Genomic DNA, 24,726 nt, shown 5'->3' on the forward strand with positions numbered 1-24,726 from the left:
CATACTTTTTTGGATTCGACCCTATGACCACGCCAATAAAAACTCAGTGCCCTCATTGCCAAGCTTGCTTCAAGTTAAAACAAACGCAGTTAAATAAAGTGAATGCAGCCGTCTGCTGCGATCAGTGTCAGCAGAGTTTTTTGGTCAATAGACATCTTATCGTCACCACCGATACGCCACCAAATCCTACAGATAGCACGACAACCAATCCTAATAATAAAAGCAATGCCAAACCATCCAGTAACAAGCAATCTTCAACAGTATTCTCTAATACTTTAATTCATGACGGCTTAATTTATGACGATATGGATATTGAAGAGTCGGATGAGAACAATTTGGAGTATGACTCGTTAGCCAGTATGGATGCTTGGCTAAGTAAAGCAGATAACAGCAGTCATAGCACCTCGATAACCAGTAAGCAGCACAATAATCTTGATAAAAATGACGAATCAGCAGCTCAGGTTGCGCTTAGTTCAGCCGAAGCTAATAATATTCATGCAAATATTGATGATACGACTGACAACGCATGGCTTGAAGATTTGCTCAAAGAGCAAAACAAAAATGATAATACCGTCCAAGAGGATACGGACTTATCACAGCTATTGCTCAGCATGGGTGTGCCCTTCAAAGACGAAGACCGCACGCATGAAGAGCGGGTCAAAAAAATGGAGGCACAAGCAAAATTCACTCCGACACCAGCGCGACGTTCGATTGCCTCGTTATTGTGGACATTAGGCTGCTTGGTCTTGGTGCTACTGCTTTTCGCCCAGTACGTTATTTTTAATTTGGAAACCTTGGTAAAAAATCCTGCTCATGCGGAACGACTACAAACCCTCTGTACAATCGCTGCTTGCAGCCTACCTAGTGCCGACTTGGCTGCCTTGACAGTCACTGAACTCAGTCACAAACCCAGCCAAATTAAAACAACGGGTACTTTTAGTGAGGTAAGTGCGACACTAAACAACCAAAGCGTACAAGCACAGCTCTACCCTAGTGTTAAGGTCAGCGTTTACGGTGCAGATGCCCTCCTCGGAGAGTTTATTGCGGCGCCAGATGATTATCTATTGAGCACCCAAAGCCAAATAGCCGCTGAGAGTCGCAGACAGTTACTGTTTACAATACCCGTTGCCAATGCTCAAATTCGTGAAGTCAGTGTCAGTCCCGTTTATTAAGCAAAACTTTAACAAATAGGACTTCATAAGATGATTTTAGATTAAATGATCTTAGTGATGACATTAGTTTCATGGTATCACCACTAAGATAACGTCTAATCTGTCAGTGCTAGCCGATATTAATTTGTTATAATATTCCTCTAACCCCTATAGTTTGACTCTTTCTAATCCCAAGGACATTATCTTATGGCACCTCATGCACAGCATAATGCCAATCGGTTTGCCCAAAGCTCTGAGCATCTTGCCGATTATAATGACGACAACTATCAGCATTCAATTAACAATTTAGAGCCTTCAGATAACCGTATGAGCCATATCCAGACTCATGAACCCTTACGTGTGAATGTAGAACGCGTGGTACGTCAGTATTTTGTGATGTTGGGTGATGAGATACCTACCGACTTGTATGAGCTTATCTTAAAACAAATCGAAGAGCCGCTACTGTCCGTCGTTCTTGAACAAACGCGAGGCAATCAGACCAAATGCGCGCAAATTTTAGGTCTCAATCGTGGTACGTTACGCAAAAAACTCAAAACTTATAACTTGATGTAGCCTCACCTATATGAGCTTATCGATCGTCATTAACCCTCATTATGTATGGCAGTGTATCGTTCATGACTTTATCCATAGTGATAACGTCTACAGCGAATGCCATTATCACCTTGCCAGACGTTTACGTCAGGCTTTTTTTATGGAAAGTTCTTATGAGTACAGCCCCACTTGCCCTACTGTCGGTCTCCGATAAGTCTAACATCGTTGAATTTGCTCAAGGCCTCATTAAAGCAGGTTTTGCTTTGCTATCGACTGGCGGCACTTATCGACTACTGACAGAGCATAACGTTGCGGTGACCGAAGTATCAGATTACACCGGTTTTCCTGAAATGATGGATGGCCGTGTTAAGACGCTGCATCCTAAAATTCATGGTGGTATTCTAGGGCGCCGTGGCACTGATGATGCTGTTATGAGCGATCATCAAATTGAGCGTATTGATCTAGTCGTGGTAAACCTTTACCCATTCGCAGAAACCATCGCTCGTGCTGATGTAACGATGAACGATGCGATCGAAAATATCGATATCGGTGGTCCTACAATGGTACGCTCTGCTGCCAAAAACCATGCTCACGTTGGTATTATTACTGACCCAGTAGATTACGATCGCGTGCTTACTGCTTTGGGCGATGGCACTAAACTGACCGCTGCTTTACGCTATGATTTGGCAGTTAAAGCCTTTGAGCACACTGCACAATACGATGGTATGATTGCCAACTTCTTAGGTAGCCGAGTCAATGAGACTCAAGAGCCAGAGAACTTTTCACGTACCTTTAACGTGCAGCTAGAAAAGGCCCAAGACCTGCGCTATGGCGAAAACCCACATCAAAACGCGGCTTTTTATACCGAAAACCATCCACTAAAAAGTCAGCAAGCTTCTATTGCCACGGCGAAGCAATTACAAGGTAAAGCACTGTCTTATAACAACATCGCCGATACTGATGCGGCGCTTGAGTGTGTCAAAGCCTTTAATGCCTCTGCCTGTGTCATCGTTAAACACGCCAATCCTTGCGGTGTCGCGGTCGATACCGACCAAGTAGCGGCTTATAACACTGCGTTTAGCACGGATCCTGAATCTTCTTTTGGTGGCATCATTGCCTTTAACCGCCCATTGACCGTTGCTGCTGCAAAAGCGATTATCGACAATCAGTTTGTAGAAGTGATTATTGCACCTAGTATCGAAGATGGTGTGCTTGAGGCGACTGCTGCTAAGAAAAACGTGCGTGTATTGGTATGTGGCGAGCTACCAACGCCTGAGCAGCGCGAAAGCCAGCTCGACTATAAGCGTGTTAACGGTGGGCTGCTCGTACAAGAGCAAGATCTGGGTTTGATTACTGCCAACGACCTAAGAATCGTCACGGACGTGCAACCAACTGAAGCGCAGATTGCTGATTTACTATTCAGCTGGAACGTCGCAAAATACGTCAAATCTAATGCCATCGTTTATGCTAAAGGTCAACGCACTATTGGTGTTGGCGCTGGTCAAATGAGCCGCGTCAACTCAGCACGTATCGCCGCTATCAAAGCTGAACATGCTGGCTTGGCCACAGAAGGCGCTGTTATGGCCTCAGATGCCTTCTTCCCGTTCCGTGATGGCATTGATAATGCTGCTGAAGTAGGTATCTCGGCGATTATCCAGCCGGGCGGCTCTATGCGTGATGACGAAACCATTGCTGCGGCGAATGAGCATGGTATCGCAATGGTATTTACAGGTATGCGTCATTTCCGCCATTAAACTGTGTCTTATCACTTTGAAAACTGGCATTAACAGCCGTATTGAATTGTATATCGCTGTTAATGCTACATTCTTAGGATAAAAGCAATGTCCATTAAAAAAGCCACTATAAATAGTGGCTTTTTTATACGTCAAATTTAATAAAAGTATTTAGAAAAAACGATTTAGCAATTAGGTCATATTTCCCTTAATACTCTTATTTCAACACCTCTATCTCTAGCGCCCTTGCGCATTGGCCATATTAGTCTCATTGATCTCGACTTTATATACTAAACGTAGATACTCTAAGTAATCTTGTAGCTGATCTTGACCCAAGTTATCACGGATAATGGAGGCAGTTTGCGCGCGTTGCATATCAGACAGTGGTGACTGTTGCTCGGTCTTGATACGATCACCGACCAATAACGTCGCACCCATCTCTGTTTCGCTCGCAATCGCAACGACACCATTATTGGCCGCTTGCTGACTAAACGCCAAACCTCGCTCTTTTTCTGTCAATCGTGTGGTTTGACGGTTTATTTCACCTAGGGCTTGAAAACTGACTGGTTGTTTAGCAATATCTGCCGTTGTTTTAATGCCAGTCGCCAGTTTCTTAGCATCTTTTAATGCCAATGCCGTGGCTTTTTGCTGACGTAATGTCTGTGTGATTCGTGGCGTAGCCGCTGCTAAAGCAAGTGTTTTAGTAGGACGATAATTGCTTGGCTGTACCCATACCGTGCCATTACCAACTTCAATACCGGCGGTAACCGCTTGGTCTTGAATCGTAAACTCATCAAAGGCTTGCTTAATAACTGCTGGTTGCGACAATGCTGACTGATTATTTTCTTTACGATAATCCTTGAGACGTTTTAGCGTCACATTCTCTTGTTGAGCGATATCTTCGATACTAAAACCATCTGCTGCCAAGTCGTTAATCGCAGTCACTTTATCGGCATACATCTCCTGACGCTTATATTCTTTTGCTTTAGCGGTTAGCTCATCACGCATATTCTCTAAGCTTGGGATTTTCTTGCCATTGTCTTCAGTTACCGTAAATATCTGATAACCAAAGCTGGTCTTAACTGGTGCGCTCACATCGCCGACACTCAGCCCTTCCAGAGCTTTCTCAACTGCTGCTGCGTCATTACCAAACACAGAAGGGTTAAAGCGGCCGATATCGCCACCCGTCTCTCCTGATGGGTCATCTGACTGTGTTTTAGCAAGCTTGCCAAAAGCCTCGCCTTTGTCCAAACGGGCTTTCACTTTGTCTGCGCGAGCTTTTGCATCTTTACCTGTTAATAAAATTTGACTGATTTTGCGCTCATCGACTACAGCCAGCTGCTGCTTATAGGCTTCATATTGCTGCTGCAAATCTTTTGTTGTGACATCAGTCACTGGAACGGTCTGAGGACTCAATTGCAGATAAGCCAAGTCTACCATTGCCGCGCTTTTTAGCGTGTCTTTATTGGCATCATAGTAAGCTTGTATATCGTTTTTGCTCAGCTTCACTTGCTCTTGGTAATCCTGCCAATTAAAGCGATGCAACCAAATATTGCGCGACTCTAGCTGCAGATCGATCAACTGACTGACCGCTTGCATTGGATACACTGCTGTACCAACGATACTGGCATTGAGCTGATCAAGACTTAACTGGTTACGAAATTCTGTAAATAGCTGGTCTTTGGTCATGCCGCGCTGACGCAAAAAGTTTGAAAACTGGTCATTTGAAAAGTTACCATCAGCATCCTGAAAAACTTCTTCTTGACGCAGCAGACGATTGATCGTGTCATCAGACACTGTCATACCAAGCTTACCAGCCTGTTGCTCTAACAACGTCCGATCGATCAAACCCTTTAGCACCTGCTCATGCAACACATCTTCATTTAATAAGCTGGCATCATCAATTTGCTCTAATGTCTCAGTACGCCGGTTATTGACAGCAGTCTGATACTCTGATAATCCGACACTTGCCTCACCTACCTGTGCAATTTGGTTGGGATCAACGCCACCACCAAAGTAGCTTTCGACACCCAAGAGAGCGAGCGGCGATAGGCATAAAATCAATAAAATGCGACCTGGCCAGCTTTTTAAGAAATCGCGCAATTTATCCATAGTTATCTCTGCTTTATTAACCTATATTGATGAAAAACCATTGTAATACTATTATTAATATCAATGCTATCTAAGCCGGCAATGGTAAGAAGAAGAACATGTGCATTTTATAGAGGAATATAGGGCTGAGTGAAAAAGCCTTACTCAAACAACACATCTATCGCGCGCCCTATGATACGTGATTTTTACAGTAGACTCAAAATATTCACGTGGTACGATACAAACTATGGCTACAAAAAAAGCACCTAATATTTAGGTGCTTTTTTGCTGCTTCGCTTAGCGCTTAGAATGTGCGCTAAACTATCAGCGACCATCTATTATTTTACTGCCAACAAACGCTGTTTTATTCGTCTTGCGAGTCATTATGCAGCGCTTGTCTATAATAGAGTAACTTCAAGATAACGGCTTAGTTTAAGCGCTCTTTTAAGTTTTTACCGGCTTTGAAGCTTGGTACTTTGCTTGCTGGGATGCTAAGTTCTTCACCAGTCTTAGGGTTACGGCCAGTACGGGCTTTACGATCTTTTACGCTAAAGGTACCAAAGCCAACTAGTGAGATGCTATCGCCAGCTTCTAAAGCTTCGCCAACACTTTCCATAACGGCATTCAAGGCATCACCAGCTTGAGTCTTATTTAGACCACTTTTGTCTGCGATGCTATCAATCAATTCTGACTTATTCATAAAATTTCCTTCAAGTTTAAGGGGGGTAATAAACGCTCACGCCAAGCATTGTAACGCTCTCATAGCACTTACGCAATAAAAACTACCTGACTGGCGTATTAACAGGTTTCGCTTTGTTATCGTCTTTATATCAAGGCAGCATAAGGAGCGCAAGCGATTTTACATATTTTTGTGCCATGTACTACGTATTTGACACCCAATGTTACGCAAAACATCTGCAACGTCTATACAAGCCAACTACTTTAGCTCAAAACACCCTCTTCATGTCTCTTTAGGCTTTGAAAACCGTGGTCAGTTGGTGTCTGTGCATTGCCAGTCATAAATAGTGGTGTCTTTATCGACTGCTAAATTGTACTGTAATAATTTTGCTACTGACAGAAACTAGCGTTACTTTTTATTATAAAGGCGTTACTATAAGCAAAATATCACTGCAAATTTTTAGTAAAAATCAACTTGAGTTGATTCGATAACTTTAATTTTAATTTGCTAAATAAAAAACGGATTATTTACATGAAGCGTTCTACGTTGTCTCACTCTTTTCTTAATATTATTCTGGTGTTCATTGAGTCGGCTCTGACACTACTGTTACGTTTAGATCCCGAGCTACGTAAAGCCGCTTATCCGCTTGCCAAGCAAGGCACCGTCGTTGCACTTCGCCTATACTTACCACATGTAGAAATTTTTGCCACCTTTAGTACCAAAGGCGTGTTATTAGATGCTCAGCTACCTATTGGCCGTAGTGAGCCGGATGTGGTTATCAATGCTTACAGTATCCAAGTCATCAATGCAATCACCACTCACGATAGCGAAACAACCGAAAAATTACAAATGCGCGGTGAGTCAGTACAAGTGCAATTGGTTAAGCAATTTATCATGCAGCTTGGTCTCGGTAACTTGATTCAGGGTTTGATCAAAAAGATAAAAGGCGGCAAAGGTAAGTCTAAGCCTACTGACGCGGAAATGGCCGAAAAGAAGGACAATTATAAGCTCCGTATCAAAGAGCAACAGACACAAATCAGTACATTGACGACTAAAAACCGTGAGCTTGAAACCACGGTAAAAGAGTTGCAGAGTAAACAGAAGACATTAATGACTGTGACTATTATGGCGCTTGTCATTATGATTGGCTCAGTCATAGCACTATTGATGAACTAGTTTTTGTTAATGATGGTAATGTTTATTGATAAACATACTTATTCATAAATAATAGTGCATCTGTTAGGCGATTACTTTAATGACCATTAAGCGTTTGATAGCTTCAATAAGCTACCAAACGCTTTTTTATCGCTTTAATTTACTCATTGTGAATTCGAAACAAATCTAAAATGGATGCAGATATTTTACGATATGCGCTCTGAAGCCCTTCTACACCGCATCTCAACCACCATTGTTTTTATCAATCATAGTAATCAATTGGATTAACCATTCAACCACACTTTAATCTTGACTAAATTACTCGGGATTAAGTATAATTACTCTATCGTTGCACACATCGGGTTCACCATCTGTTGTTTAATAGCGATAAGACACACTTAGTTGATAGATAATTAACAGAGGCAAAAGTTCGCTTTTACCAAAACTACTTGACTAAGATCGTTGTTAAATACACTTATAACTGAGAAGTTGGGAGATAACACATGCGTTTGACTACTCGAGGCAGATATGCCGTTACTGCATTATTAGATCTGGCGTTACAGACTAGCCAACAAGAGACAGCGGTATCGCTATCCGATATTGCTAAGCGGCAATCCATATCTATCTCTTATCTCGAACAGTTATTTTCTAAGCTTCGTAAACGTGGTTTAGTCACGAGCATCCGCGGTGCAGCAGGTGGCTATCACTTGGCCAAGCCATTGCACGAAATTGATGTGATGAGCATTATCTCCGCTGTCGATGAATCTGTGAATGCGATGCAGTGCGAAGGACGCGGTGATTGCCAAGGTGGTACAATGTGCTTAACCCATGATTTATGGTGTGCATTGTCCAATCATATCGAACAGTACTTGAAAAATATAACATTAGCGCAATTATTAGACATGGAAAACGTGCAGTCAGTCTCAGACCGTCAGCAGACCGTTACCAAAGATATTTCAATAAAAGACATCAATACTATTACCCTATCGACCAGCGAGGCAAACCCAGCATGAGCCAACATAACAACCTTATATACTTAGATTATGCCGCCACCACCCCAGTTGCTAAGTCAGTTGCAGCTAAGATGAGCGAATATCTGACGGTAGATGGCATCTTTGGTAATCCTGCCTCGCGCTCGCATGGCTACGGCTGGCAAGCAGAAGAAGCAGTAGAAACAGCGCGTCAGCAAGTGGCAGAAGTCATCAACGCTGATCCACGCGAAATCGTCTTTACTTCTGGTGCGACTGAGTCTGATAACCTAGCAATTAAAGGTGCCGCACACTTCTACCAGTCTCGCGGTAAACATATCATTACCAGTAAAATCGAACACAAAGCCGTATTAGATACTTGCCGCGAGCTTGAGCAAGAAGGCTTCGAGATTACGTATCTTGAGCCGCAGCCAAGTACTGGTCTTATTTTTCCAGAACAAGTCAAAGAAGCGCTACGCGATGATACGATTTTAGTATCACTGATGATGGTAAACAACGAGCTTGGTACGATTACTGATGTAGCCGCTATTGGCGAAATCACTCGTGAAGCTGGTGTTATATTTCATGTTGATGGTGCACAATCTGTTGGTAAAGTTCTTATCGACACGCAAGAGATGAAAATCGACTTAATGAGTTTTTCAGGTCATAAAGCATATGGTCCTAAAGGCATTGGTGCCTTGTTTGTTAGTCGTAAGCCACGTGTTCGCCTAAAAGCTGAGCAACATGGCGGTGGTCACGAGCGCGGAATGCGTTCAGGTACACTACCGACGCACCAAATCGTTGGTCTTGGCGCAGCATTTGCCTTAGCCAATGATAGCTACAGAGAAGACAATGCCCATGCAGCCAAACTGCGCCAAAAACTGTGGGATGGTCTACAAGATATCGAAGAGATCTACCTAAACGGTGATTTAGAGCATAGCGTTCCTAACATTGTGAACATCAGCTTTAACTTCGTCGAAGGTGAATCACTAATGATGTCCCTTAAAGACTTGGCTGTATCATCAGGCTCAGCTTGTACGTCAGCGACACTTGAGCCGTCATATGTACTACGTGCTATCGGTCGTCCAGACGAATTGGCACACAGCTCTATTCGCTTTAGCTTCGGTCGCTACACCACTGAAGAAAACGTCGATACGATTATTAAGCAAATGCACGAAGCCGTTGATAAACTACGTGCCCTATCACCACTTTGGGACATGTACCAAGAAGGTGTTGATTTAGATTCAGTCGAGTGGGCTGAGCACTAAATTTAAGTATATATAGCGATATAAACATCAAATAGATTTATTAAACGATTGATCAGACAGTTATAAATACCATTTTTATTAACTAAATGTTTGACCCCAATTATCGATGAGTGGGTAGTGTTTCAACTTTCAGAAGCCACTGCTCATCATCTAACTAGGAGAAAACCCCATGGCCTATAGTGACCAAGTTATTGATCATTACGAAAACCCACGCAACGTCGGCAATCTTGACAAAAATGCCAAAAACGTTGGTACTGGTATGGTTGGTGCCCCAGCTTGTGGCGATGTGATGCGTCTACAAATCCAAGTCGATGATAACGGTATCATCGAAGATGCACGCTTCAAAACTTACGGCTGTGGTTCAGCAATTGCCTCAAGCTCGCTCGTTACTGAGTGGCTAAAAGGTAAGAGCTTGGATCAAGCTGGTGAAATTAAGAACAGTCACATTGCTGAAGAATTGGCATTACCACCAGTAAAAGTGCATTGCTCTGTACTTGCAGAAGATGCTATCAAAGCTGCTATTAGCGACTATAAAGATAAGCACGGCGCAGCAGCAGTAACCGAAGAAGCTGTTATCTAAGGCTAAACCTACTGGCCTATGCGCTGCGTAGAATTAGCAGTGCTAAGTAGCAACACGTTAAACAGCTACTGATGCTAAAAAGGTGACAATGACACTTATGTAATTGTCACCTTTTATTTTCTAATAGCCGCTAGGGCGTGTCATTAATTAGATTGTGAGTCTTAAAATGAGAAAAATTGTAGATAAACAAGGAAGAAATTGTTGTTAATATGAACATATTGACAAGATTTCTGACGATGTTTAGCAAAATTTAGCCATTTTAAGTCCACTAAATGTATTAATGTGCTAATTGATGACACGCCATATCATATTATTTTGGCAAACTTGTGATTCCAGTTGCCAGTCTATACAGATTTTTTATTGATACTTATAATTAATAGTCAATGGGAGTTGGCATGATTGAAATGACAGAACGCGCCGCTCAGCATGTTCGGGATTTTTTGGACAATCGCGGTAAAGGTGAAGGCATTCGAGTGGGTATCCGCACAGCGGGTTGCTCAGGTTTGGCTTACGTTTTAGAGTTCGTAGATACCCCTGACGAAAATGACACGCGTTATGAAAGCCGTGATGTCAGTATTTTTATTGATCCTAAAAGCTTGGTCTATTTAGATGGTTTATTGATGGACTATGAAAAAGAAGGATTGAACGAAGGCTTTAAGTTCACTAACCCCAACCAAAAAGGCGAATGTGGTTGTGGTGAGTCATTTACCGTTTAGTGATTCAATGGCTTAAGGTTGCTGACTTTGCTTTTAAGCGATGATAAAAGAATGCTGCCACAATTAAGTCAGTGTGGCCGACCAAATAGCAAACCTATTCTGATATTGACAACACTTTAAAAATAAATAGAAAAAGCAAGGCGTATGATATGACAGATATTACTCAAGAAGCACAGTTTGATAACTTTTTTGCCCTATTTGAGCAGCCTGTACAATTTGACGTCAATCAAAGTAGTCTCGATCAACATCTACGTCTGCTACAAAAACGTTATCACCCTGACAATGTCGCCAAGAACTTGGCAGACGCCGCACAAGCGCAACAGCAGTCTGAGCAAGCGTCAGCATTGATTAACCAAGCTTATCAAGCGTTGAGTGCACCTGATAGCCGTGCGAGCTATCTGTTAGATATGGCAGGACAAGCACAGAACCTAGAACACTCAATCGCAGATTTAGACTTTTTAGAAGATGCGATGCAGATGCGTATCGAATTAGATGAAGCGATTGAAGACAAAGATCGCCCAACCTTACAGCAATTACATCCGCAGATTACCGAACGTTTGACGAAACAGTCTAAGCGTTTTAGTGACGCGTACCAAAGCAAGGACTGGCAAACGGCGATTGATGCGACGCAAAAACTGAAATTCTTGGTCAAGTTAAATGCTGACGTGACGACAGGGCTTGATGAGGTCGCGACGTCTGAACATTCAGATGATGATGATTTATACGTTTAGATAATGAATATTTAAACGCTTGTATTATTAATAATGTATACACGCTTTTCTAATTTATTGCTCTTATTTAAATCTGTATTTTAAAACGATAGTTAAAATAGTCCCAACGATATCGTATAATCCCTTATTTTAAGCGCTATTAAACGCTACTCTCTTCTATGTTAGAAAAGAATCGCAGCCGTTGACTGTCATAGCGCCTATGTTGTATTTGCCTCATTTCACTTATTCATTTTATCTTTGAGTTATCTTATGTCTTTATTGCAAATTGCCGAACCTAATCAAAGTGCCCAACCCCATCAGCATCGTTTTGGCCTAGGGATTGATCTTGGTACCACGCGCTCATTGGTCGCTGTGGTGCGCTCAGGCAAGGCGCAAGTGTTAGAAGCAGGCGCAGCTAACGATACTCTATTACCCTCTGTGGTCTATTATCCAAGCACAGGCAACCCGCTTGTCGGCTACGATGCCCTAGCCCACTTGGCGGATGATCCAAAAAATACGATCGTCTCGGCTAAGCGCTTTATGGGTCGTAGCCAAGCTGATATCAAATTCTCTCATCCTTATGAATTAAGTGGCAGCAAAGACGATATGCCAGCATTCGTGACTGCTCAAGGCGAAGTCTCGCCTGTTGAGGTATCAGCGCGGATATTGGCAACGCTTGAGCAACGTGCAGCCACTGCATTGCCTGCAGACAGTATTGAAGGTGCGGTGATTACCGTTCCCGCTTACTTCGATGAAGCTCAGCGTCAAGCGACCAAAGATGCCGCCCAAGCAGCCGGTATCAATGTGCTGCGTCTATTAAATGAGCCTACCGCTGCGGCAGTCGCCTATGGTCTCGACCAAGCTACGCAAAATGGTGATAAAGAAAGCTATTACTTAATTTATGATTTGGGTGGTGGTACTTTTGACGTTTCTATCTTGAAGCTAAATGATGGCGTCTTTGAAGTATTGGCAACTGGCGGTAACAGTGCGTTAGGTGGTGATGATATCGATCGTCTGATAACCAATTGGCTTATCAAACAATTAAACATTGATCCTAAAGATGTGAGTCGTCATGACAAGTCAATACTGGCGCAACAAGCCAAAGCTTATAAGCAGGCATTGACTGACGATGAACAAGTTAATATCGATATCACTGTGAATGAGCAGGCCTATCAAGGTGTGTTTCGCCGTGAAGATTTGCTGGCTATTACAGAACCTGTTAGCCGCCGCACGATAAGCGTCTGCGAACAAGTGCTACGTGATGCCAAGCTATCTACCTCAGACCTAGATGAGGTTATCTTAGTCGGTGGCTCTACTCGTATGCCTGCTGTGCAGCAAGTTGTCACTGAATTTTTTGCCAAGCAGCCGCTGTGTCGTCTGAATCCAGATGAAGTGGTTGCTTTGGGCGCAGCACAGACAGCGCATCAGTTGGTCAACGGTGATAGCGACAATAACTTATTATTGTTGGACGTAACGCCATTATCGCTCGGTCTTGAGACCATGGGCGGCTTAGTTGAAGTACTGATTCCACGTAATACGCCTATCCCAGTCAAAAAACGCCAAGTATTTACCACGTACCAAGATGGTCAAACAGGCATGGTGATTCATGTGGTACAAGGTGAGCGCGAGACGGTGGACAACTGCCGCTCATTGGGACGTTTTGAGTTATATGGCATTCCATCGATGAAAGCTGGGTTTGCCCGTATCGAAGTGACCTTTAGTATTGATGCCAATGGTCAGCTAACTGTCAGTGCGCAAGAGACCACCACCAAAACAGAAAGTAAGATTGAGATTGTGCCTTCTTACGGTTTATCTGACGAGCAAAAAGAGCAATTACTGGTGGCTGGATTTAAGTATGCAGAGGAAGATAAGAACGCACGCTCTTTAATCGAAACAAAAGTAGAAGCAGAGCGTGAAGTACTGGCTCTACAATCTGCACTCAATGAGTTTTCAACATTACTATCCTCTGAAGAACAAAGCATTTTAGCAGAGCAAATCAAAGCTCTAGCAGCCGCACTCGACACTAATGACTTGAGCTTTATCGAAACTAAGCAGGCTCAGCTCAAGCCTCATAGCGATGCCTTTGCTGCCCGTATTATGAATCAAAGCGTCAAAGCCAGCATGGCAGGTACGAATGCCCAAGATTGGTAGCAGATACGTTTAAGAATGCGGCTTAGCGACCATACTAAGCTCATCTCTTATATTTTTATTTTTTTAATTGATTAGCACTGGAAAGACGATTTATGCCAAAAATTACCGTATTACCGCATCATGAAATTTGCCCTGAAGGCGCCGAAGTCGAGCTAGAAGCTGGTAGCAACCTATGTAAGGCGCTAATAGAAAAAGGCATTAAAATTGAACATGCATGTGAGATGTCAAAAGCTTGCACTACGTGTCATGTGGTCGTTCGCAAAGGCTTTAATAGTTTAGATGAGATGGACGACATTGAGGCCGATTTATTAGATCGTGCTTGGGGCTTAGAGCCTGACTCACGCCTATCTTGTCAGGTTATGCTCGATGATGAGGATTTAACCATCGAGGTTCCTAAATATACGCTCAACCATGCCAAAGAAAACCATTAAACAACCTATCTTACTGTTATGTTAAAAAAGCCAGCTATCGTCATGATAGCTGGCTTTTTTGTGCTCAATATTATAGATATTGCTTTTAGACAATTATTTATGACCATTATTGTCACGTTTGCATTCTGCTGCTATATCAATTGCCAACTTTTCTTCTTCTTGTTCAACCCGCTCAAGCGCAAAATTTAAGCGCGCCCTGATATCTTGATAATCATTATCTTTCATATCTTTAAAGTTCAAATGCAAGTTGAAACCTGGCAGCGTGTGATCAACCCATTTAGAGAGATGACCCTTATCGGCATCAGGATCAAGCACTTGCCAAGCATTTACTTGATCATCAAAGCCTTTTAGCTGAAATGCACCAGCGTGCTGACACTCATAATTATGGCAGACGTAGTCGTAGGTACTCTCACTAACTAATATTTCATCTTTACCAGCACTCGCTTCAAGTCTTGCTGCTAAATTGGCCTCTTTACCGATCAAGGTATAGCTGAGACGATTGTTGCTGCCAAAATTACCAACATGGCAGTAACCTGTCGTAATTCCAATGCGTATGTACAGTCCTTCAAAACCCATGAGCCGCCATTTTTGTCTTAAAGTGCGCATCTCACGACGCATATCTATCGCCATTGCGATACAGTCTAGCGCGTCTTGGCGAGCACCGCGGCTCTTTGGTTCACCAAAAAAACACACCATGCCATCGCCAATGAACTTATCAAGCACGGCGCCATGTTTATTGGCTATCAACGTCATACAGTGCATATAAGTATTTAAAATATCAGCCAAATTATCAGCGCTCAAACTATCGGACAATTCGGTAAAACCAACGATGTCTGAGAACATAATCGTCAGCTTAGCACGCTTATTAGAAACGATGACTGGGCTATCAGATTTGACAATAGGTTCCCAAATTTGCGGTGGTATGAAGCGTGTTAACTTATTAATAACGGAGACCATCCTGCTTAGACGCCCGACTGCCTGATGAGCACGCGTTTCATAACCGACATATTCTTGATACATATACTGAAACTGACACAGAATAACCGCCATACTTGCCAATAATACTATTGGTGTTGTCCAGCCTTCATAGCAATCTATCTCAGCTATGGCCAAAGTGACACTAACATAATAAAAAACAATGACCGTTATGATTGAGCTGGCGATCAGCTTTAAATTATTTTCAGAGCCACTAATGATAATCCTAAGACCTATGAGCGCAGCTAAACTCAGCGAAATAATGATGCAGAACTGTACTGATCCAATGACCGCAGACAATAAAATAATGACAATATTAGACGTCCAAAAACTTTTTGGGCGACGATAATTGTAGATTAGTATCATTAAACTTGGCAGACAAACAACAACCAGAAGTGCCATTGAGGTAGATCTAAACTCAAAATGTAACGCGAGGAGTATGACCGTGAGAATTAAGACGAAGACTTCTGGATAGTCAAATCGATAGACCCCTTCATTTTTTGACGGGCGATTTGGTCTCAGCGTGTCTAAAAAAGGCATATAAAGTGTTCGCTTAAACAAAACAGGTGATCGGAAAGCCTATAAGGCTAAGAAGTTAGCACAAGGCATCAACTACCTCTATTATCAAGTCAGATGTTAGTCAGTTAATCACTATATCATAACTGATATTATACTTTTTAAATATGTTAAAAACTATGTCATAGATAACCAAAAGTATACCACCCATCACTTATTTTACCTTAAAGCTATTTTAAATCGGGATTATGGCACTTGTTTTGCCGACGATGCTTGATCAGCCAACCGATGATAATAACAACAGCCAGTATGCCAAACCCTTTAGAGTAAGGGGCTAATGCGCCTTCGATGACCTCATAGTTTTGTCCGAGATAATATCCTGCTAATGTTAATACGGTAGTCCAAATACTGGCACCTAACGCTGTCAATACTAAAAAAGGTAATAGCGGCATCTTGTTCATGCCAGCAGGGATAGAGATGAGCGAGCGAACGCCAGGCACCATACGCCCAAAGAACACGGCTGTTTTTCCGTGTTTATCAAACCAATCATTCGCAGAGGTAACGTCATCGGGTTTAACGAAAACATATTTGCCATATTTTTGGGTAAACGCGACCAAACGTTCTTTATCAAATACACGACCTAAATAATATAAGGGCAACGCGCCAAGTGAGGCACCTAGTGTACCGGCGACAATAACCAGCATTAAATTTAAGTCGCCTTTTGACGCGGCAAAACCGGCCGCTGGCATAATGACTTCAGAAGGTATTGGCGGGAATACGTTTTCGGCAAACATGGCAAACACAATACCAAAGTAGCCAAACTTTGCCATAATACTGAGTACCCATTTGCTGATTTGATTAAAAATGACTGCCTCCCCTTATTAAAACTATAGACGATTTGTTTTTCTAATTTTGAGTAAACCTAAAAATGTAACTATCCAAACACTGCTATTAGTCTTAACCTAACTTATGTCAAAACATCCTGTTTTATGCTATTTATAGCACTTGCACTATGGTAACGATTAGACAAATCCTATGACCAGTAATTCGCCTATTTCAATGACATCCAGATGGATCTCCTTAGCGTGCGCGTTAGGGGTCTTTGCTCTTCTGTACTCATTGACTAATATCTATGCGCAAACACTTTTTTATGATACTCAGTTTTATGCTACTCAGCTTTCTAAGCTAAGTAGCATGAACCCTATATGGCCTAAGAAAGTTCATATACTAGCCATACCGATTGACACAGCGATTCCCTTTATTGCGCTGATGATTGTGCCTTATAGCTGGTCCATCATGCTGTTTTGCGCCAGTTTTTTTATGGTAAAAACGCCAGCACAACTCTCCTTATTAACGCGCAAGTTAATCCTAGCTACCCTTTTTGCTTGTTTTATCTTTTATGTGTTTCCCGCCAAATTTACTTTTGAGCGCCCTACAGTTTTGGGCTGGACACACTATGGCTATCAGTTTTTGCATATAACAGACAAACCTTTTAATCAGTTCCCTTCCTTGCATGTGACATATGCTGTATTACTAGGGATGTCATTATGGCAACTTTCAAAATCTGCGCTCTATCGCCTGACGCTCTGCTGTATCTGTAGTCTCATCATCATATCCACCGTTCTGACTTATCAGCATCATCTACTAGATATTGCTGGTGGGTTGTTACTGGCAGCGTTGATACTGGTAATAACCAATAAGCTGCGAAACAATTTGGTTTTAAAGTATATGACAGTGGCGATATCAGGATTTTTAATCCTATCGATAGCAGGGTTTATGCTCAATAGAAGCATGACCTCTATCACTTTTGCAGGGTTATATTATTTAGTCGCCACGTATTGGATGTTAAGTTTTTTTGTCTTAGCTTGGGCTTATCAATATCCCAATCAACCTCGCGACAAACGCTGGTTTAAAAAGGACAAGCAAGGGCGCTTGCTTCTATCTACTTGGCTGAAGTTTGCCCCCTTACTATTAGGCTACCGGCTGATGTGGTATGTCGGGCAACGGTATCAGCTCACTCAACATACAAAATCAGATTGTGGCTCATTGAACCATACTGATAGATGTCCAACACATAAAATAGCAGACTCGATATATGCAGTTGCGACTCCTAAATTACTTGGCTTATCTAAAATGAGCGATGGGCAGTATCTACGTTTTTCTAACTTTGCGATGATTATTGTGATTGATTCGGCTGTGGAAACCAACAGTCATAGTTTGAGTTTAAAACAAGCATTGCATACCCATCATACTTACGCGCAAGCACAAAGATTAGGCGCTGGTCATTTAGATGTCAGTAATTTAGAGGTTAATCATGACGACTCATTATCCTGCGATTTTCATCCATCATTTGCTGCTATTCAGATGAGATATCTTTATTTTCCACTATTAGACTTACAGTCGTTAGGAGAGATTGATACTCAGCACTTTATCCATTTATTTAAGCAGATAGACATATTAACAGCCCTTGATATAGCGACTAATATCACGAAAAAAAAGCGGCCTAGCAAAACAATCCTCATCAATTTCCAATGCGTGATGGGACTATCCCGTAGTGTCGCCCTGCACGCTTTATATCTGATATATCGAGGACAGCTGACTGCCGATAATTACGTTGCTTGGATCAATGAGCAGTATCCAAAAGCGCATATCAATGATAATTATCTACCCAAGTCGCTCGTTGATAAGGTTAGGGACTTGGCTAAAAATACTTGAACAAGCATTAAGAAAGTATCATCAATATATAAATTCTCTTTTTCAGCAATGCCTCCTTATAAAGACTCAAAGGTAATAAAAACTTAAAGTTTATATAGTCAGTTTAAAATCAAATCGATACGTTAATAGTTAGGTGCGACTGGTATAAATTTTCCTTGATTGCTGCTATCACAGAGGCTACGAAAAATTCATCCCAGTCGCACTGTATCTGTTTTAAAGTGAATCCACTATAAAGGTTTAAAGCGCGCCAAATTTGCATTTTTATTTATCATTGGTTTTTTGAAGCATACTGTTGCGAGTGCGCAAGCAATTGTCAGTGACAGCAGCATCGATACCAAGGTATGACTAAAAAAATGGTCGCCAAAGAGCATTTTGTACCCTCCCATCGTCCACCCTAAGACAGTGACTGTCTCAAAGATTCTATAGCGATATTGTCGTAGCGTCGGTAAAAACGCCAAGCCATATAAAGAAAATCCTGCGCTAGCATGCGCTGCTGGAAAACACTTGGCGGGTGTCATAGCCACTATGTTTTGCCAAAGATTAAGGTATGATAAGTCACCGTTAAAAACCATCAAGTGATTGGGGCAACTGACATGGGTCATGCCTTTGAGCAAAGCAATGGTAGTCGGCACCATAATCAATACGCTCAAAAGATAACTTATCTCACGCACCGATAAAGGAGTAAGGAATCTATCAAATTTTGATTTATTAGGCAGAGAGGTTTTAATCAAGGGCTGTCTATACTTGATGATTAACACGGTTATTAAATAAACGCCGAGCAAAATCAGCAATAATTTAGGTAAATCATAAAATATAAACGCGTAAGGCTGCGCACCTTTATCTATCAGCCATCGACCATTTGCATAGAAAAGCTCACTGATACGAAGGTCCAGTTGGCTATGCTCAAATGTCAGTGTCGCAATGAGGGTTAGGCACAAGAGTTTGAGCCAAGCCCAATCAGCGGAATTGGTTTTTACAGTCATTGATACACCCAAAAGATAGGATTCACAAGAAAGTGCTAGATAGCGCTATCAGCCATAGCAGGGTTAAAAGCAATAATGCCAAAAATTGTGCAGCAGAACCGACATCTTTGGCTATTTTGGCCAGTGGATGCTGCTCTGTCGAAGCATGGTCAACACTGGCTTCGATACCCGTATTAAATAACTCAACGATCAATGACAAGAAAGAGGCGACTATCAGCAGCATTTTTATACTGAGATCAAAAGGCGTGAAGATGAGTGCCATGAGTAAGGCAAAGTTGAGCCACAAAACCTGTCTAAAGGCCGCCTCAAATTGGTAAGCTGCTTTAAAACCATCTATAGAATAACTGGTGGCTTTGACGATACGGGCAAGACCTTTTTTACCTTTCGCGTTACTGGCATAACTATCAATTGCAAGTAATGGGATAGGAACCGGTTGGCCAAGAGGCTCAAAATCGGGCTTTTTATAGTCAAAGTGAGAGGGTGTGACTTTGCTCATATTGAATTCTTTATACTCATGAATAGTAGGATATGCTGCAAGTTTTAAGTATAAGATAGCAAAGGTTAAGACAACGTTAAGAAAGCATTAAAAAATTATGAGCATTTTTTAATGCCTCGCATTGATGAGTGCTATTGATAATAAATACTAAATGTACTACCACCACTCTCATTGGGGTGATGGGTTAACTGCCAGCCCATATGAGTCATGATACGCTGCACGATACTAAGCCCTAGCCCCGTACCTTCTACTTTATAAACAGAATGAAAGTTAGGTGAGAGGTCTTTATCCATTTGATTATCGGTATCACTGTGATTTAGACGCTCAAATCTTTCATAAAGCAGAGGCATCATAACTTCAGGAATACCCAGACCAGTGTCCATCACTGTTATTTTTTTAGCATCGATAGTGACAATGACTTCTCCATCATCCGTATACTGAAACGCATTTTTGATCAAATTACCCAACGCCATCTTAAGTAACTCAGGTCGCACATAGGCAGTGTATTCTTGTTCTGCCACCACTGTGCAGGTTACTGTTTTATAACGCAGCAGATACTTCAAACGTTCAATTTCATTGACTGCAATGCTATTAATGGACGTTAGCGGCGCATCCAATTTTTCAGGCGCACGCGAAAGCAATAATAAAGCCGTGATAATTTCAGAGGTCTCTTTGGCAGTATTACTGATACGATTGGTAAATTCACTCAAGCGGCTGTCATGTTCTAACTGTGAGGCCAACACTTCAGACGCGCCCATAATGATTGTCAATGGTGTGCGTAGCTCGTGGCTGACATCACCTGTAAACAGCTGCTCGCGTTTTAGATACTGCTCCAGTTTATGGTTTTTTTCATCAATCGCTCGAGCCAACACTCCGACTTCCGACGGCAAATGGGTCAACTCTGTCAAGTTACGATGGTCTGTTTCCACTGCCCGCTTTAGAGCCAGTAAAGGCTTGATGATTTGCTTGGAAGACAATTGAGAAAAGACAATAGCAATCAATAAACTTAAAATGACAGCAGCTTTCAAGGCAGCCGCAAATATGTCCTCTAAATGCTCAAAGATTGCTAAAACAGGATAATTTTCCATCACCATATCGGTGTTTTCTAGGTAGGTTAAAATATAATTTTGTTGGTCGCGGTGATAGTGAAAGAAATGCAGTTCAGTGTTCGTTTTGTCTGCGCCCTTATCAACAGTGACAGAAATCTCTTGTACCGTTTCAGTCGCTATGGCTTTTAAATTCTCAGGTGCACTATCATAACGATAAATTTTAATCCCTGGTTCTGCCGTATAAACCGTCTGCTCACCGTACTCTTTCTGACTGAGCTCTAGCTGCTGTAACAGACGAGCTTTAACCAAATCCTGCTCTATTCGCATTTCGGCATACAAAAAAATACTGACAAAAGTGGCGCACAGTAACAAGGCAAATAAGAGGTAGGACACACGAAACTTATTGGCTATAGAATCTATATTAAACATGGCATGGGCTTACTTGATAGTAGCAGAAGATAAGTATAGGTTATCAGGGGTATAAATACCCCCAACCAGTTTATCGTTATTGACCGTTAAATGGCTCACGAGGTGCTAAAAAAATAATCTGCGAAACAAATTATGACAAACTATCAGGGTCGACGATCTGATAGCCAACGCCTGGTATGGTCATTATCATCGGTTGAGCAAATGGTTTATCGACCTGTGCCCTTACGCTATGAAGATGAGTGCGCAAAGCATCACTACTTGGGATATCTCGTCCCCAAACTTTTTCCTCAAGCTCCGTTTTGCTGACCACTCGAGGAGCGGCGTTCATCAGCGTGGCGAGTATCTTGAACCCAGTTGGGGTCAGTTTTAAAAAGATACCCTCGCGCTGAATAGTGTGCTCATCTGTATTTAGAGACAGTTTACCGACTTCTATACTATGCCGAAAGTGCTCATCTTGATGGCGACGTATGAGCGCTTTGATACGGGCTTCGAGCTCCACCAATGAGAAGGGTTTGACCAGATAATCATCAGCGCCACTATCGAATCCTGCGACTTTATCCAAGATTGTATCGCGAGCCGTCAGCATCAATACTGGCGTCTTATCATGCAACTCTTCTCTGAGCTTCTTGCACAACTGAGTGCCATCCATACCAGGGAGCATCACATCCAATAATATAACGTCATAACGATTGGTTGATGCCAAAGTCAAACCACTATAACCATTGTGAGCGTTGTCGATCTCAAAACCTTTTGGCTCAAAAAACGCATAAATATTGGCGACGATATCGGGATTGTCTTCAATAATAAGTATCTTGTACATGGCTATGACTACCTAAAGATGACTGCCTAAAAACGCTTATCTATCATAAATAAGTGTTTAATTGGCGACCTTAAAAAGAGTAGGCGCTGAGGCTACCTCGTCGGTGGTGATATCAAAAAAGCTCAGTAAAGTTGGCGTGATAAAGTCATGTGATACTGGCTGAGTGCTCATGCTCGTCAGACTCTCGCTACTGATACGGTTACCCGCAGGTGACCAAACAATCAACGGCACTTGCTTTTGCGCATTCGGCGCAATGCTGTACGGCAGTCCATGTAAGTAGATATTGTTCTCACCCAGACTTTCTCCATGATCGCTAATATATACCATCACCACCTCATAGTCTTGTTGATAAGGCTTCAATGTTTCAATAACATTATTTAAGAAATAATCAGTATAGCCAATCGCATTGTCGTAACCGTTGATGACCGACTGTGCATCACATTTGGACAGCTCATTGGTCATACAAACTGGCTGAAATTTTTCAAAGGTTTTAGGATAACGTTTGTAATAAGCGGGGCCATGATTACCCATTTGATGCAGTATAACTAAAGTGTCTTTTTGGCTAGAGTCCGACTTAACCATTTGATCAAAACCGTCCAACATACCAATATCTCGGCATTCGCTATCACAATTAGGATTCTTATCCGGCGTTTTGTAATCCTCAAACACCACCCGATCTGCCACGCCTTTAGAGCTAGAGTTATTGTCTCGCCAAATGACCTTGACGCCTTGTTTGTTTAGCGCATTCAACACATTTTCATTATAGGCAGCGGTATCTACATCGTAGTCACTTTGGTTTGCATAGCTGAACATACAAGGCACTGAATAAGCGGTAGAGGTGCCACAGGCCGTTACATTCTTAAAGCTATAGATATCCGCTTGCTTGGCGAGCAATGGCGTGGTGTTACGTGTATAGCCGTTCAAGCCAATATGGTCAGCACGTACAGTCTCTCCGACCACAAAGACCATCAGCTTAGGTTTTGCAGTGCTATTCACAGCTGCGCTACGCTTGGCATCTACTGCATGAAGTATCAGCGTATCAGGGCGTTGCCGTTCAGCTATATAATCCGTTCCTAGTTTTACGACAGAATAAATGGGCGTGATTGGGTTGCTATAATAACGGACCTCTTTATGCTGACGAAAAAAGCTGGCGTACTGATCGCCAAAAGGTATCAGGCAAAGCGCAATCAACGCAATAGAGGCAACTAAGGTTGCGGTCTTTTGAAGTATTGCGCGTTGCCAAGAGAGCCGCTTTAAACGAATTTTGCTAATAATAAATGCTGGAATGATGCCTAATAATACCACTCTAATCGCAAAACTTGGTGCCATTAGATCCATAGCCTCAGCTTGATCGGTTTGTAAGCTATTGATAAGCATATTACGATCAAAAATCGTGCCGTAAGCATCGGTAAAATAACCACAAACCGCTGCCACTAGCACCATGGTAATCAACACTGCTTTTGCCGTTGAACGATAACAAAGCAGCTGAAGTATCAGCCATAGCAAACCAAACAATAAGCCCCCCAGTGAAAGAATGAACCCCACATTTGTATCAAGTGGGTAGATATTTAGGACTTGCGCAAAAAAACTAATATTAGCGGTAGTGACTAAATATAGTGCAGTGATGACGATAAGTACATTAACATTCAGCTCAAAATGATAGCGTTTGCTAATAGCATATTTTCTATCATGAACTTTGGTAAAGCTAGCACTAAGCGCTTGAGATATTGACATACAAATACTTCTCAACAGAATGAGTGAAGACCCAATTCATTAAAGTAACAAGTACCTTGTTAAGAAGGCGTTAAGCTGCTTGAATTAAAAATACTTTAAACGACAATGAGAAATTTAGGATGCTAGAAAATGAGTCATGCGCTATTCACTGGGATCAGCGCCGGGTGGAAAATCATGGCGCAGCTGCGTGACATTAGCAGTGGTCACCGTGTCCGTATAGTTGTTCAAATCGCTATGCACATACTGGGTAACGGCAGCTATTTGCTGATCGGTCATCATGCTATGAAAAGAAGGCATACCACGTAGACCATTCATAACGACGCTAATAATATAATACTTTGACTCCATCTTAGTATTATCCACTAACGGTGGATAGTAGCCTGCTCCTCGTGCGCCCTCGCCTTTTTGCATATGGCAACCTGCACAAGAATCCTCATAAAGCTTTTTACCATCAGTAGAAAAAAAACCGCTTTTGCCTTGTGAGCTGCCTTCAAATTTGGTGAGCCATTTCTGTAAGCCAGCATCTTCGCTTATTTTCGGTATCGAATTAACATCAACGATATTCGTGGAGGGTCTGGTCAACGCTTCTTTGGACATATAAACCGCGCCCCACGCCCCGTTATTGCGGCTGGCTTGATCGTCAAATATCATGGGGCTGGATTGTTGACTGGCAATAGTGACCGCATTATCGTTACTATATTGACTACAGCCTGACACGGTAAATGTGCCTACCAACGTTAATAATATGACTGTCTTATATAAAATAAACGGTTTAAGACCGTTAAAAGAGCGTGGTTTTATCATGTTTATGATCGCCTTTATAA

The 24,726-nt window shown here is 42.1% G+C and carries 22 protein-coding genes; 12 read left to right on the forward strand and 10 right to left on the reverse strand.

The features are described from left to right. Positions 1-23: 23 nt before the first annotated feature. The 3 genes from J5X94_RS07520 to purH all read left to right on the forward strand — a co-directional run bounded on the left by J5X94_RS07520 (position 24) and on the right by purH (position 3,457). Positions 24-1,172 carry a DUF3426 domain-containing protein gene (locus tag J5X94_RS07520; RefSeq protein ID WP_210540798.1) on the forward strand — a complete coding sequence of 383 codons (1,149 nt, stop codon included), beginning with the start codon at positions 24-26 and terminating at the stop codon, positions 1,170-1,172. Positions 1,173-1,478: 306 nt separating this feature from the next. Next, a complete protein-coding gene (locus J5X94_RS07525; protein ID WP_189585244.1) occupies positions 1,479-1,724 on the forward strand; it encodes a helix-turn-helix domain-containing protein in 246 nt (81 codons plus the stop codon). 152 nt (positions 1,725-1,876) lie between these two features. Then, positions 1,877-3,457 (forward strand): bifunctional phosphoribosylaminoimidazolecarboxamide formyltransferase/IMP cyclohydrolase, encoded by a 1,581-nt coding sequence (gene purH / locus J5X94_RS07530; protein ID WP_210540799.1) that lies wholly within the window; start codon positions 1,877-1,879, stop codon positions 3,455-3,457. A 216-nt stretch (positions 3,458-3,673) separates the two neighbouring features. Here purH and J5X94_RS07535 read toward each other — a convergent pair whose 3' ends face one another. Then, positions 3,674-5,548, reverse strand: a complete 1,875-nt coding sequence (locus J5X94_RS07535) for a SurA N-terminal domain-containing protein (RefSeq protein ID WP_210540800.1) — start codon at positions 5,546-5,548, stop codon at positions 3,674-3,676. Positions 5,549-5,954: 406 nt separating this feature from the next. Continuing rightward, positions 5,955-6,227, reverse strand: a complete 273-nt coding sequence (locus J5X94_RS07540) for an HU family DNA-binding protein (RefSeq protein ID WP_045445077.1) — start codon at positions 6,225-6,227, stop codon at positions 5,955-5,957. Between the two features lie 510 nt (positions 6,228-6,737). On the opposite strand from J5X94_RS07540, the gene J5X94_RS07545 reads away from it, so the two are divergent. The 8 genes from J5X94_RS07545 (at position 6,738) to fdx (ending at position 14,185) form a co-directional block, all read left to right on the forward strand. Next, complete coding sequence (locus J5X94_RS07545; protein ID WP_201591766.1) at positions 6,738-7,382, forward strand: hypothetical protein; 645 nt, start codon at positions 6,738-6,740, stop codon at positions 7,380-7,382. A gap of 482 nt (positions 7,383-7,864) precedes the next feature. Next, positions 7,865-8,374 (forward strand): Rrf2 family transcriptional regulator, encoded by a 510-nt coding sequence (locus J5X94_RS07550; RefSeq protein ID WP_010199379.1) that lies wholly within the window; start codon positions 7,865-7,867, stop codon positions 8,372-8,374. Then, on the forward strand, positions 8,371-9,597 hold the full coding sequence (locus J5X94_RS07555; protein WP_210540801.1) for an IscS subfamily cysteine desulfurase: 1,227 nt from the start codon (positions 8,371-8,373) through the stop codon (positions 9,595-9,597). Before J5X94_RS07550 ends, J5X94_RS07555 begins: the two co-directional genes overlap by 4 nt. A 169-nt stretch (positions 9,598-9,766) precedes the next feature. After that, positions 9,767-10,177, forward strand: a complete 411-nt coding sequence (gene iscU, locus J5X94_RS07560) for a Fe-S cluster assembly scaffold IscU (RefSeq protein WP_010199375.1) — start codon at positions 9,767-9,769, stop codon at positions 10,175-10,177. Positions 10,178-10,572: 395 nt separating this feature from the next. Beyond that, the gene (iscA, locus tag J5X94_RS07565) at positions 10,573-10,893 is read left to right on the forward strand and encodes an iron-sulfur cluster assembly protein IscA (protein ID WP_025653020.1); all 321 of its coding nucleotides are present in this window, start codon (positions 10,573-10,575) and stop codon (positions 10,891-10,893) included. Positions 10,894-11,042: 149 nt separating this feature from the next. Beyond that, complete coding sequence (hscB, locus tag J5X94_RS07570; protein ID WP_210540802.1) at positions 11,043-11,624, forward strand: Fe-S protein assembly co-chaperone HscB; 582 nt, start codon at positions 11,043-11,045, stop codon at positions 11,622-11,624. 249 nt (positions 11,625-11,873) lie between these two features. Then, complete coding sequence (gene hscA / locus J5X94_RS07575) at positions 11,874-13,754, forward strand: Fe-S protein assembly chaperone HscA (RefSeq protein ID WP_210540803.1); 1,881 nt, start codon at positions 11,874-11,876, stop codon at positions 13,752-13,754. 92 nt (positions 13,755-13,846) lie between these two features. Then, entirely contained in the window at positions 13,847-14,185 is a 339-nt protein-coding gene (fdx, locus tag J5X94_RS07580) for an ISC system 2Fe-2S type ferredoxin (RefSeq protein ID WP_010199366.1), read from the forward strand. Between the two features lie 93 nt (positions 14,186-14,278). Here fdx and J5X94_RS07585 read toward each other — a convergent pair whose 3' ends face one another. Then, positions 14,279-15,562, reverse strand: a complete 1,284-nt coding sequence (locus J5X94_RS07585) for an adenylate/guanylate cyclase domain-containing protein (RefSeq protein ID WP_228293190.1) — start codon at positions 15,560-15,562, stop codon at positions 14,279-14,281. A gap of 344 nt (positions 15,563-15,906) precedes the next feature. Further along, the gene (locus tag J5X94_RS07590; protein ID WP_210540805.1) at positions 15,907-16,506 is read right to left on the reverse strand and encodes a DedA family protein; all 600 of its coding nucleotides are present in this window, start codon (positions 16,504-16,506) and stop codon (positions 15,907-15,909) included. A gap of 364 nt (positions 16,507-16,870) precedes the next feature. Between J5X94_RS07590 and J5X94_RS07595 the strand changes: the two genes are divergently transcribed. Continuing rightward, entirely contained in the window at positions 16,871-18,391 is a 1,521-nt protein-coding gene (locus tag J5X94_RS07595; RefSeq protein WP_210540806.1) for a phosphatase PAP2 family protein, read from the forward strand. A 227-nt stretch (positions 18,392-18,618) separates the two neighbouring features. Here the strand turns inward: J5X94_RS07595 and J5X94_RS07600 are convergent, their stop codons facing one another. From J5X94_RS07600 to J5X94_RS07625, 6 genes are all read right to left on the reverse strand, one after another. Continuing rightward, positions 18,619-19,374: a PAP2 family lipid A phosphatase gene (locus tag J5X94_RS07600; RefSeq protein ID WP_210540807.1), complete on the reverse strand. Its 756-nt coding sequence runs from the start codon at positions 19,372-19,374 to the stop codon at positions 18,619-18,621. Positions 19,375-19,396: 22 nt separating this feature from the next. Beyond that, positions 19,397-19,870: a diacylglycerol kinase gene (locus tag J5X94_RS07605; RefSeq protein WP_228293191.1), complete on the reverse strand. Its 474-nt coding sequence runs from the start codon at positions 19,868-19,870 to the stop codon at positions 19,397-19,399. Between the two features lie 131 nt (positions 19,871-20,001). After that, a complete protein-coding gene (locus J5X94_RS07610) occupies positions 20,002-21,348 on the reverse strand; it encodes a sensor histidine kinase (protein WP_210540808.1) in 1,347 nt (448 codons plus the stop codon). 130 nt (positions 21,349-21,478) lie between these two features. Then, the gene (locus J5X94_RS07615; RefSeq protein ID WP_210540809.1) at positions 21,479-22,168 is read right to left on the reverse strand and encodes a response regulator transcription factor; all 690 of its coding nucleotides are present in this window, start codon (positions 22,166-22,168) and stop codon (positions 21,479-21,481) included. 57 nt (positions 22,169-22,225) lie between these two features. After that, positions 22,226-23,902 carry a phosphoethanolamine transferase gene (locus J5X94_RS07620; RefSeq protein WP_210540810.1) on the reverse strand — a complete coding sequence of 559 codons (1,677 nt, stop codon included), beginning with the start codon at positions 23,900-23,902 and terminating at the stop codon, positions 22,226-22,228. 141 nt (positions 23,903-24,043) lie between these two features. After that, positions 24,044-24,706, reverse strand: coding sequence for a c-type cytochrome (locus J5X94_RS07625; RefSeq protein WP_210540811.1), 663 nt, complete (start codon positions 24,704-24,706; stop codon positions 24,044-24,046). Positions 24,707-24,726: the final 20 nt, after the last annotated feature.

It is taken from the genome of Psychrobacter sp. K31L, assembly GCF_017942195.1.
GTDB lineage: Bacteria > Pseudomonadota > Gammaproteobacteria > Pseudomonadales > Moraxellaceae > Psychrobacter > Psychrobacter glaciei.

Excerpts from the sequence above, each read along its gene's own strand:
- J5X94_RS07600 (WP_210540807.1), bottom strand. The coding sequence starts at position 19,374 with ATGACTGTAAAAACCAATTCCGCTGATTGGGCTTGGCTCAAACTCTTG.
- J5X94_RS07520 (WP_210540798.1), top strand. The coding sequence starts at position 24 with ATGACCACGCCAATAAAAACTCAGTGCCCTCATTGCCAAGCTTGCTTC.
- J5X94_RS07545 (WP_201591766.1), top strand. The coding sequence starts at position 6,738 with ATGAAGCGTTCTACGTTGTCTCACTCTTTTCTTAATATTATTCTGGTG.
- J5X94_RS07610 (WP_210540808.1), bottom strand. The coding sequence starts at position 21,348 with ATGTTTAATATAGATTCTATAGCCAATAAGTTTCGTGTGTCCTACCTC.
- J5X94_RS07535 (WP_210540800.1), bottom strand. The coding sequence starts at position 5,548 with ATGGATAAATTGCGCGATTTCTTAAAAAGCTGGCCAGGTCGCATTTTA.
- J5X94_RS07550 (WP_010199379.1), top strand. The coding sequence starts at position 7,865 with ATGCGTTTGACTACTCGAGGCAGATATGCCGTTACTGCATTATTAGAT.
- J5X94_RS07595 (WP_210540806.1), top strand. The coding sequence starts at position 16,871 with ATGAACCCTATATGGCCTAAGAAAGTTCATATACTAGCCATACCGATT.
- J5X94_RS07615 (WP_210540809.1), bottom strand. The coding sequence starts at position 22,168 with ATGTACAAGATACTTATTATTGAAGACAATCCCGATATCGTCGCCAAT.
- J5X94_RS07540 (WP_045445077.1), bottom strand. The coding sequence starts at position 6,227 with ATGAATAAGTCAGAATTGATTGATAGCATCGCAGACAAAAGTGGTCTA.
- J5X94_RS07620 (WP_210540810.1), bottom strand. The coding sequence starts at position 23,902 with ATGTCAATATCTCAAGCGCTTAGTGCTAGCTTTACCAAAGTTCATGAT.
- J5X94_RS07605 (WP_228293191.1), bottom strand. The coding sequence starts at position 19,870 with ATGAGCAAAGTCACACCCTCTCACTTTGACTATAAAAAGCCCGATTTT.
- purH (WP_210540799.1), top strand. The coding sequence starts at position 1,877 with ATGAGTACAGCCCCACTTGCCCTACTGTCGGTCTCCGATAAGTCTAAC.
- hscB (WP_210540802.1), top strand. The coding sequence starts at position 11,043 with ATGACAGATATTACTCAAGAAGCACAGTTTGATAACTTTTTTGCCCTA.
- J5X94_RS07625 (WP_210540811.1), bottom strand. The coding sequence starts at position 24,706 with ATGATAAAACCACGCTCTTTTAACGGTCTTAAACCGTTTATTTTATAT.
- J5X94_RS07525 (WP_189585244.1), top strand. The coding sequence starts at position 1,479 with ATGAGCCATATCCAGACTCATGAACCCTTACGTGTGAATGTAGAACGC.
- iscA (WP_025653020.1), top strand. The coding sequence starts at position 10,573 with ATGATTGAAATGACAGAACGCGCCGCTCAGCATGTTCGGGATTTTTTG.
- iscU (WP_010199375.1), top strand. The coding sequence starts at position 9,767 with ATGGCCTATAGTGACCAAGTTATTGATCATTACGAAAACCCACGCAAC.
- fdx (WP_010199366.1), top strand. The coding sequence starts at position 13,847 with ATGCCAAAAATTACCGTATTACCGCATCATGAAATTTGCCCTGAAGGC.
- J5X94_RS07555 (WP_210540801.1), top strand. The coding sequence starts at position 8,371 with ATGAGCCAACATAACAACCTTATATACTTAGATTATGCCGCCACCACC.
- J5X94_RS07590 (WP_210540805.1), bottom strand. The coding sequence starts at position 16,506 with ATGGCAAAGTTTGGCTACTTTGGTATTGTGTTTGCCATGTTTGCCGAA.
- J5X94_RS07585 (WP_228293190.1), bottom strand. The coding sequence starts at position 15,562 with ATGGCACTTCTGGTTGTTGTTTGTCTGCCAAGTTTAATGATACTAATC.
- hscA (WP_210540803.1), top strand. The coding sequence starts at position 11,874 with ATGTCTTTATTGCAAATTGCCGAACCTAATCAAAGTGCCCAACCCCAT.